Origin of the sequence: Streptomyces sp. BV286, assembly GCF_019090165.1 — a bacterium.
Classification (GTDB): domain Bacteria; phylum Actinomycetota; class Actinomycetes; order Streptomycetales; family Streptomycetaceae; genus Streptomyces.
On record NZ_JAHRIB010000028.1, the window covers coordinates 66,111 to 74,728 of the forward strand.

Here is an 8,618-nt window from a genome sequence, read left to right on the forward strand (position 1 = left end):
ATGCCCCCTACGGACGGCACGCAGACCGCCAGGCCGGCCGACCTGTTCACGCCCGCCTTCCATCAGAACCCCCACGAGGCGCTGGCCGAACTGCGGCAGAGCGCGCCCGCCGTGCCCGTGACGACTCCGAACGGACTGCGCACCTGGCTGGTCACCGGATACGAGCACTCCCGGGCGCTGCTCGCCGATCCCCGGCTGAGCAAGGACATGCGGATCGGCAAGGACCTCATCCCGGGCAACTTCGCCGACCCCGAAAAACAACGCGAGTTCCTCGCGGAGTCGGGTGAACGCAGCCAGTTCCCCCACGTGCTCAGCGTGCACATGCTCGACAGCGACCCGCCGGACCACACCCGCTTGCGCCGGCTCGTCGGCAGGGCCTTCACCGCGCGCCGGGTCGAGTCCCTGCGGCCCCGCATCACCGTCCTCACCGACGAACTGCTGGACGCCATGGCCGGGCAGGAAAACCCGGACCTCATGGAGGCCCTGGCCTTCCCGGTGCCGTTCACGGTCATCTGCTGGCTGCTCGGCGTGCCCCCCGACGACCGCGCCGAGTTCCGCCGCTGGTCCAACCTGCTCGTCTCCGGCGCGGGCACCGACGAGGTGCGCGAGGCCAGCGCGTCGATGATCGCCTACCTTCAGGCGCTGATCGAGACCAAGCGGGCCGAACCGGCCGACGACATGCTCACCGACCTCGTCCACGCCCAGGACGCGGGCGACAAACTGTCGGCCGACGAACTGATCTCCATGGCGTTCCTGCTCCTCGTGGCCGGCCACGAGACCACGGTCAACCTCATCGGCAACGGCACCCTCGCCCTGCTCGGCCACCCGGAGGCGCGCGAGCAACTCGCGGCGGACGAGTCGCTGTGGCCCGCGGCCGTCGAGGAGTTCCTCCGGTACGACGGTCCGGTCAGCAACGCCACCTGGCGGTTCACCACCGAGCCCGTCGAGGTCGGTTCCGTGGTCATCCCCGAGGGCGAGTTCGTCACCATCTCGCTCGGCGCCGCGAGCCGGGACCCGGCGCGCTACCCCGACCCGGACCGGCTGGACATCACCCGCTCCCACAGCGCCTCGGTCGCCTTCGGCCACGGCATCCACCACTGCCTGGGCGCCCCGCTCGCCCGGCTCGAAGGACACATCGTCATCAGCCGCCTCTTCGCGCGCTTCCCCGGACTGCGGCTCGCCGTGGACGCGGGCGAACTGCGCTGGCGCAGCAGCCTGATGATGCGCGGCCTGGAGGAACTCCCGGTGTTCACGGCGTAGCGGCCCGGCCCCGACAGCCCGACACGACCCCGTACCGCCGCCGCGCAGCCCCGCACACCCCGTACCGACTGGAGGAGACACACGTGGAACGTCTGGACACCGAGCGCCCCGCATGGGCGCCGCCGGAGGTCGACATCGACACCCCGAGCATCGCCCGGGTGTACGACTACTGGATCGGCGGCACCCACAACTTCCCGGTGGACCGGGAGCTCGCCCGCAAGGTCGCGGCGGGCAACCCGGACCTGCCCGCCACGCTCAAGGCCAACCGTGCCTTCCTGCGCCGCGCGGTACGGGAGCTGTCGGCTCTCGGCATACGGCAGTTCCTGGACATCGGCTCGGGCATCCCGGCGGAGGGCAACGTGCACGACGTGGCCCTCGCCGCACACCCCGACAGCAAGGTCGTGTACGTCGACATCGACCCGGTGGCCGTCGCGCACGGCCGGGCGCTGCTGGACGGCGAACCGCGGGCGGCCGTGTTCCAGGGCGACCTCCACAAGACCCGGGAGATCCTGGAGGCGGAGGACACCCGTCGGCTGATCGACTTCGGGCAGCCGGTCGCCCTGATCCTCGCCGCGGTACTGCACTTCGTGCCGGACGGTGACGATCCACTCGCCCTGGTCCGCCAGTACACCGAGGGGCTCGCGCCGGGCAGCGCCCTGGTGATCTCGCACGCCGGCGCGGAGGAGGTTCCGCGGGCCGCACCGGAGGCCGCCGAGCAGTACCGGGGCGCGGTGAGCCAGGTGATCTGGCGCGACAACCAGGAACTCGCCGCGCTGTTCGCGGACTTCGACCTCGTCGACCCCGGCGTGGTCCGTGCTCCGCTGTGGCGTCCCGAGCCAGGAGAGACCCCCGACCCGGGGCTCGCGATGCTCGCCGGAGTGGCGCTCAAGCCGGCCCGGTGACCTCGGGTGGACACCCCCCTCACCGCGCCGGGAACTCCCGCGCCCGCCCCGGCGGCCTCGGCGGCCGCGGAGGCGCCGGACGACGGTCGACGGCCCGGCTTCGGCACCCTGCTCGCGGTCGACCTGTGGGAGCGGTTCAGCTTCTTCGGCATGGCGGCGATCCTGGTCCTCTACCTGACCGCCTCCGAGACGCGCGGCGGCATGGGCATGGCCCCGCAGACGGCCACCGCGGTCTTCGCGGCCTACATGTCGCTCAGCTTCATGGCCGGGCTGCCCGGCGGCTGGCTCGCCGACCGGGTGCTCGGTGCGCGCCGGGCGGTGCTGCTCGGCGGTGTCCTCATCACCTGCGGCCACGCGGTGCTCGCACTGCCGGCGACGGGCACGCTCTACGCCGGGCTGCTGCTGGTCGTCGCGGGCACCGGCCTGGTCAAACCGGCCATGGCGGCCATGGTCGCGGGGGTCAGCGGCGACGGGGCGGGCCGCCGTGAGGCGGCCTTCTCGCTCTTCTACATGTGCATCCAGGTCAGCGCGCTCATCGCTCCCGTCGTCACCGGGCTGCTGGCGGAGCGCGTCGCCTGGCACCTGGGCTTCGCCGCGGCGGCCTTCGGCATGACGGCGGGACTGATCCAGTTCGCGGTGGGCCTGCGCCGGTACGGGGACGTGGGCGCGCGACCGCCCCGTCCGGTCCCGCGGCCCGAGGCCGTCGCCATGCTCGGACGTGCCGCCTGGGTCACGGGGGCGGTGGCCGCGTTCCTGGTGGCACCGGCGTCGTTCGGACTGCTGCCTCTCACCGCGGTGCTCGCCGTCCTCGGCCTCACCACGGTCACCCTGCCGTTCTGGTACCTGCGCTCACTGCGCCGGACCACCGCGCTGGGAGAGGGGCACAGGCGCAGGCTCGCCGGGTTCACCGCGCTGATGGCGGCCTCGGCCGCGTTCTGGATGATCTTCGCGCAGAGCGGTTCGGTGCTCAGTCTCTTCGCCGAGCGGCACACCGACCGACACGTGTTCGGCTTCGAGGTGCCCGCCAGTTGGTTCCAGTCCGTGCACCCGCTGTTCGTCCTGCTGGTCGCTCCGCTCTTCGCCAGGCTGTGGCTGCGCGCGGGCCCGCGCATCGACGTACCCGTCAAGTTCGCGGGCTCGCTGATCGCGGCCGGGCTCAGCTTTCTGCTGATGGCCGTCGCGGCCCTGCTCGCCGAGCGCGGACCGGTCGGCCCGCACTGGCTGCTGCTGGTCTACCTGCTCTACTCCTGCGGCGAGATCGCGCTCGCCCCGGCCGGCCTGGCGCTGGCCGCCACGGTCGCTCCGGCCGGCAGCACCAGCCGACTGCTCGCGGTGAACGGCCTGTTCGGCGCTGTGGGGGTGGTGGTGGGAGGCCAGCTGTTCCGACTCACCGCGGTACTGCCGCTGGCGGCGTACTTCCTGCTGCTGGGAGCCTTCGTCGTCGCGGTGGGTACGGCGGTCGCGCTCGGTACCCCGCGGCTGCGCCGACTGCTCGGCGGGCCGGGCGGGTTCAGCGGTGTGTGACGGTGGGCTGCGCCCGCGCGCGCGAACAGCGCCGACAGGGCCGTTTCCGGCCCGCGGCGACGCAGCGTTGTGAAGTGCCCCCAACGGGATTCGAACCCGTGCTACCGCCTTGAAAGGGCGGCGTCCTAGGCCGCTAGACGATGAGGGCTATCGGCCCGCCTGGGCGCTTCGCAGCGCGTCGGGGACGTGAGAAGCATATGGGATGTCGGGAGGGATCGCCAAAACGGTTTACGGGGCGGAGGTGGAAGGGGTGGGGGAGGTCGGTGCGCCGGGTCGGTTCTCCTTCGGGAGGTGGCGGCTGACCTCGGCGGTCGTGAGTCCGAGGCCGCCCAGTTTGATCTCGTCCCAGGCCTGGAGGCGACGGGTGTCACGGTCCAGGTAGAGGATCGAGGTCTCGATCGGGTCGGGGTTCTTGCCCTCGACCGCGCGCAGACCGCTGCCGCCCGTCGAGCCCTCGATGCGCAGCCGCGTGCCGTACTTCATGACCTCCATCTCCTGGCGGTGGACGTGGCCCGCCAGGACGAGGGGCACGTCGCCGTCCGTCTCACGGGCGGCGTCCGGGTTGTGCGCGACGGCGATGTCGACCGGGGTGCCGGCCGCCTCCTGGTCACGGAGGGACGAGGCCAGGCGGGCACCCGCGAGCACCTCCGAGCGGGTGCCCCCCACCTCGGCCGAGCGGTCGGGGGTGAACTGCGGGTCGCCGATGCCCGCGAACCGCAGGCCCGCGACCGACACGGCCCGGCCGTCGTCCAGGACGTGCACGTTCTTCATGCGTTCCAGGTAGCGCTGGGTGATCCGCGAGTCGTGGTTCCCGCGCACCCAGACATAGGGGGCGCCGAGGTCGGCCGCCGGGTCCAGGAAGCCGTTCTCCGCCGCCGTCCCGTGGTCCATCGTGTCGCCGGAGTCGACGATGACGTCGATCTCGTACTGCTTCACGAGCGAGGCGATGATCTTCCAGCTCGCCGGGTTGAGGTGGATGTCGGAGACGTGCAGGACCCGGATGGTGGAGGGGTCCGGCGCGTACGCGGGAAGCGTGGACGTGACGTCGTACAGCTTGGTCACGTTCGTCACCAGGCGGGCCAGCTCCTTCTGGTAGACGTCGAACTCGCTGACGATGCTGCGGGCGTTGCCGACGACCGAGGGGGCGGAGGAGAGCAGGCCGGAGAACTTCGGTTCCAGGACCGAGTCGGGCTTCCAGGTGGCGAAGGCCGTCGCCCCGCACGCGGCCAGCAGGGTCAGCGCCAGGCCGCCCGCCGCGAGGGCCCGGCGGGGGCGGCGGTAGACGGCCAGGCCCAGGGCCGTCGCGCCGGAGACGACGGCGACGCAGGAGCGTACGGCCAAATCGAGGGTGCCGTCGCTGACGTCCTGGACGACCTCGTCCTGGAGGCCGGAGAGCCGTTCCGGGTGGTCGACGAGGGCCTGGGAGCGGACGGGGTCGAGCTGGTCGACGTCCACGTCGAGGCGGAGGGGGGCCGTGTGGCTGTGCAGTTCGAGGGCGCCGAGCGGGGAGACGTTGATCTTCGTCCCGCCGGTGAGGGAGGGGCGCAGGGTCATCGTGGTGTCCATGGGGCCGACCGGGGCGCGGACGTTCCCGACGATCAGCAGGCCCAGCCACGCGCCGAGCAGGACGACGGCGACGAGCCCGAGCGCGCGGGCGTACGGATGCGGCTGGTGGACGAGTTCGACGACGGGGTGGGTACGGCGGGAGCGGTAGTGGCGTACGAGGGTGCGGGGAGCCTTTCGCACGCGGAGCAGAGCGGCGGCAGCGGGGACGCGAACCATTGGGCCCGTATGCCCAACGGTCGGGGTGTATATGCGGTCGGGGCCGGCCTCCCGTCCGGCTCCGGGACGCGGCGGCTGAACCGTTCGGGCGTTCGTACCGGACAATGGCGGGGTGCTGGAGATGACGCGCGAGGAGTTCGAGGAACTGGTCGCCGAGGCGCTGGACCGGATTCCGCCGGAGCTGACGCGGTTGATGGACAACGTGGCGGTGTTCGTCGAGGACGAGCCGCCCGCCGATGATCCCGAGCTGCTCGGGCTCTACGAGGGGACGCCGCTGACCGACCGCGGGGAGTGGTACGCCGGGGTGCTGCCGGACCGGATCACGATCTACCGGGGGCCCACGCTGCGGATGTGCGGGTCGCGTGAGGAGGTGGTGGCCGAGACCGAGGTGACCGTCGTGCACGAGATCGCCCACCACTTCGGGATCGACGACGCGCGGCTGCACGCCCTCGGGTACGGCTGAGGTCCTCGGGTACGGCTGAGGCACGGCCCGCACCCGAGGCCGCTCGCCGGTGACCGCTCTCCTGCCGCCTTCTGGTCACCGGCTGACCGCTTGGCGCTCTCCGCGCGCGGTCGCGTGTCCTCTTGCGTGCGGCGGGAGTTGGGCAGGGGGACTCCCCGTACCCTTCCCCGCGCTCCCGGCTTTGACCGGGCAGGGGAGACCCCCTTCCGGAGGTAGCTGCCCGTGCGCGCCATGTACGTACCCGTCCGTCTGGCCGCCGCGGCCCTGGCCGTCGCCGCGACCGCCGGCTGCATGAGCGTCGGAGACGACGAGGGGAGCCGGGCCAAGCCCTCGCACTCGGCGGGCCGCAAGGGCGGCGAGGCGCCGGACGGGGGGTCGGCGGTGAGCGGCGGGGGCAGCGGCCACTACGGGACGGGTGACGGAAAACACGCGGCGGCGAAGCCGAGCGGGTCCGCGTCCGGGTCGGCGTCGCCCTCGGCCGGGGAGAGCGGGTCGGCCGCGCCGAAGAAGCCGGGCAAGGACGACAGCGACGGGAAGAAGCCCAGGCCAGGGGCGCCTTCGCCGACGAAGGCGCAGCCCACGCCGACGCGTCAGGAGCCGGAGCCGACGCCCACCAAGGAGACGCCTCCGCCGTCGCCCGATCCGACCACGGCCGAGCCGTCGTCCTCGGCCCACCCGGAGCCCGAACCGCAGCTCGTCGAGCGTCGGGAACCGGCGCCGGAGGCCGGGATCGAGGCCTGAGCCGAGGCCTTGGTCGAGGTCCGGCTGAGGTCCGGTTGAGCGTCCACGAGGACTTGCGCACGTCTCTGACCTGGGGATTCGGACTCAGTTTGCCTTGGGAGGCAGGGGGTGCGTATGGTAGTAGATCGTTTGATACCAATTGCCCGGCGCCAAAGCAGAGAGCGCCGCGTGGCGCGTACTCTCCCTTGCCGTGGCTGACCGCATTGAGGCGGTCGTTTGCGAAATCACGGAGTTGACGGGCGCGTGCCGACGAGACTCCGGAAGGTTTCGCATTCGCATGTCCATTTCCAGTACTGATCACATCGTCGTGCCCGAGAACAGCGGGGACGTCGTCGACGAGACCGCCGCACCCGCGGCTCCCGAGGTCACCTTCGGCGACCTCGGTCTGCCCGAGGGTGTCGTGCGCAAGCTCGCGCAGAACGGTGTGACCGCCCCCTTCCCGATCCAGGCCGCGACCATCCCGGACGCCCTGGCCGGCAAGGACATCCTCGGCCGTGGCCGCACCGGCTCCGGCAAGACCCTCTCGTTCGGTCTGCCGCTGCTCACGCAGCTCTCCGGCGGCCACACCGAGAAGAAGAAGCCCCGCGGCATCATCCTCACGCCGACGCGTGAGCTCGCGATGCAGGTCGCGGACGCCCTCCAGCCGTACGGCGACGTCCTCGGCCTGAAGATGAAGGTCGTCTGCGGCGGTACGTCGATGGGCAACCAGATCTACGCCCTGGAGCGCGGTGTCGACGTCCTCGTCGCCACCCCGGGCCGGCTGCGCGACATCATCAGCCGCGGCGCCTGCTCGCTGGAGAACGTCCAGGTCGCCGTCCTCGACGAGGCCGACCAGATGTCCGACCTGGGCTTCCTGCCCGAGGTCACCGAGCTGCTCGACCAGATCCCGGGCGGCGGCCAGCGCATGCTGTTCTCCGCCACGATGGAGAACGAGATCTCCACGCTGGTCAAGCGCTACCTCACCAACCCGGTGACGCACGAGGTCGACAGCGCCCAGGGCAACGTCACGACCATGTCGCACCACATCCTCATCGTGAAGCCCAAGGACAAGGCGCCGGTCACCGCCGCGATCGCCTCCCGCAAGGGCCGCACGATCATCTTCGTCCGCACCCAGCTGGGCGCCGACCGCATCGCCGAGCAGCTCTGCGACTCCGGTGTGAAGGCCGACGCGCTGCACGGTGGCATGACGCAGGGTGCCCGCACCCGCGTCCTGGAGGACTTCAAGAAGGGCTACGTCAACGCGCTCGTCGCGACCGACGTCGCCGCCCGCGGTATCCACGTCGACGGCATCGACCTGGTCCTGAACGTGGACCCGGCCGGTGACCACAAGGACTACCTGCACCGCTCCGGCCGTACGGCCCGCGCGGGCCGCTCCGGCACGGTCGTGTCGCTGTCCCTGCCGCACCAGCGCCGGCAGATCTTCCGCCTGATGGAGGACGCGGGCGTCGACGCCTCGCGCCACATCATCCAGGGGGGCACCAGCTTCGACCCGGAGGTCGCGGACATCACCGGTGCCCGGTCGATGACCGAGGTCCAGGCCGAGTCCGCGGGCAACGCGGCGCAGCAGGCCGAGCGTGAGGTCTCGCAGCTCACCAAGGAGCTGGAGCGTGCGCAGCGGCGTGCCGTCGAGCTGCGCGAGGAGGCCGACCGGCTGATCGCGCGGTCCGCGCGCGAGCGCGGCGAGGACCCGGAGGCCGCGCTGGCCGAGGCGGCCGCCGTCGTCGAGGCCGCCGCCGTGGCCGTGGCCGAGGAGCCGGTGGCCCAGGCCGCCGCCGAGCCGGTGCGCGAGGAGTCGCGTCAGCGTCGTGACGACCGTGGCAACTACGAGCGCCGTGACCGTCGTGACGACCGTCCGTCGGGTGGTTTCCGCCGGGACGACCGTCGTGACGGCGAGCGCGGTGGCGACCGTGGCGGGTTCCGTCGCGACGACCGTCCCTCGGGCGGCT

General features: G+C 72.1%; 7 protein-coding genes and 1 tRNA gene. 6 read left to right on the plus strand and 2 right to left on the minus strand.

Annotated features, from left to right (window positions below):
• From KUF83_RS04005 to KUF83_RS04015, 3 genes are all read left to right on the plus strand, one after another.
• Window positions 1–1,260 (plus strand): cytochrome P450, encoded by a 1,260-nt coding sequence (locus KUF83_RS04005; protein ID WP_217453121.1) that lies wholly within the window; start codon window positions 1–3, stop codon window positions 1,258–1,260.
• Between the two features lie 83 nt (window positions 1,261–1,343).
• Window positions 1,344–2,162 carry an SAM-dependent methyltransferase gene (locus tag KUF83_RS04010; RefSeq protein WP_217453122.1) on the plus strand — a complete coding sequence of 273 codons (819 nt, stop codon included), beginning with the start codon at window positions 1,344–1,346 and terminating at the stop codon, window positions 2,160–2,162.
• Window positions 2,163–2,168: 6 nt separating this feature from the next.
• Window positions 2,169–3,686, plus strand: coding sequence for a peptide MFS transporter (locus KUF83_RS04015; RefSeq protein WP_217453123.1), 1,518 nt, complete (start codon window positions 2,169–2,171; stop codon window positions 3,684–3,686).
• 75 nt (window positions 3,687–3,761) lie between these two features.
• Here the strand turns inward: KUF83_RS04015 and KUF83_RS04020 are convergent.
• Window positions 3,762–3,834: transfer RNA gene (locus KUF83_RS04020), tRNA-Glu, on the minus strand.
• 80 nt (window positions 3,835–3,914) lie between these two features.
• The gene (locus KUF83_RS04025) at window positions 3,915–5,468 is read right to left on the minus strand and encodes a metallophosphoesterase (RefSeq protein WP_217453124.1); all 1,554 of its coding nucleotides are present in this window, start codon (window positions 5,466–5,468) and stop codon (window positions 3,915–3,917) included.
• 112 nt (window positions 5,469–5,580) lie between these two features.
• Here KUF83_RS04025 and KUF83_RS04030 point away from each other — a divergent pair, with 112 nt between their 5' ends.
• The 3 genes from KUF83_RS04030 to KUF83_RS04040 all read left to right on the plus strand — a co-directional run.
• Window positions 5,581–5,931: a metallopeptidase family protein gene (locus KUF83_RS04030; protein ID WP_067435541.1), complete on the plus strand. Its 351-nt coding sequence runs from the start codon at window positions 5,581–5,583 to the stop codon at window positions 5,929–5,931.
• A gap of 222 nt (window positions 5,932–6,153) precedes the next feature.
• Entirely contained in the window at window positions 6,154–6,672 is a 519-nt protein-coding gene (locus KUF83_RS04035; RefSeq protein WP_217453125.1) for a hypothetical protein, read from the plus strand.
• A 277-nt stretch (window positions 6,673–6,949) separates the two neighbouring features.
• On the plus strand, window positions 6,950–8,618 hold a 1,669-nt coding region (locus KUF83_RS04040; RefSeq protein WP_217453126.1), incomplete at its 3' end, for a DEAD/DEAH box helicase.

Excerpts from the sequence above, each read along its gene's own strand:
- KUF83_RS04025 (WP_217453124.1), bottom strand. The coding sequence starts at position 5,468 with ATGGTTCGCGTCCCCGCTGCCGCCGCTCTGCTCCGCGTGCGAAAGGCT.
- KUF83_RS04005 (WP_217453121.1), top strand. The coding sequence starts at position 1 with ATGCCCCCTACGGACGGCACGCAGACCGCCAGGCCGGCCGACCTGTTC.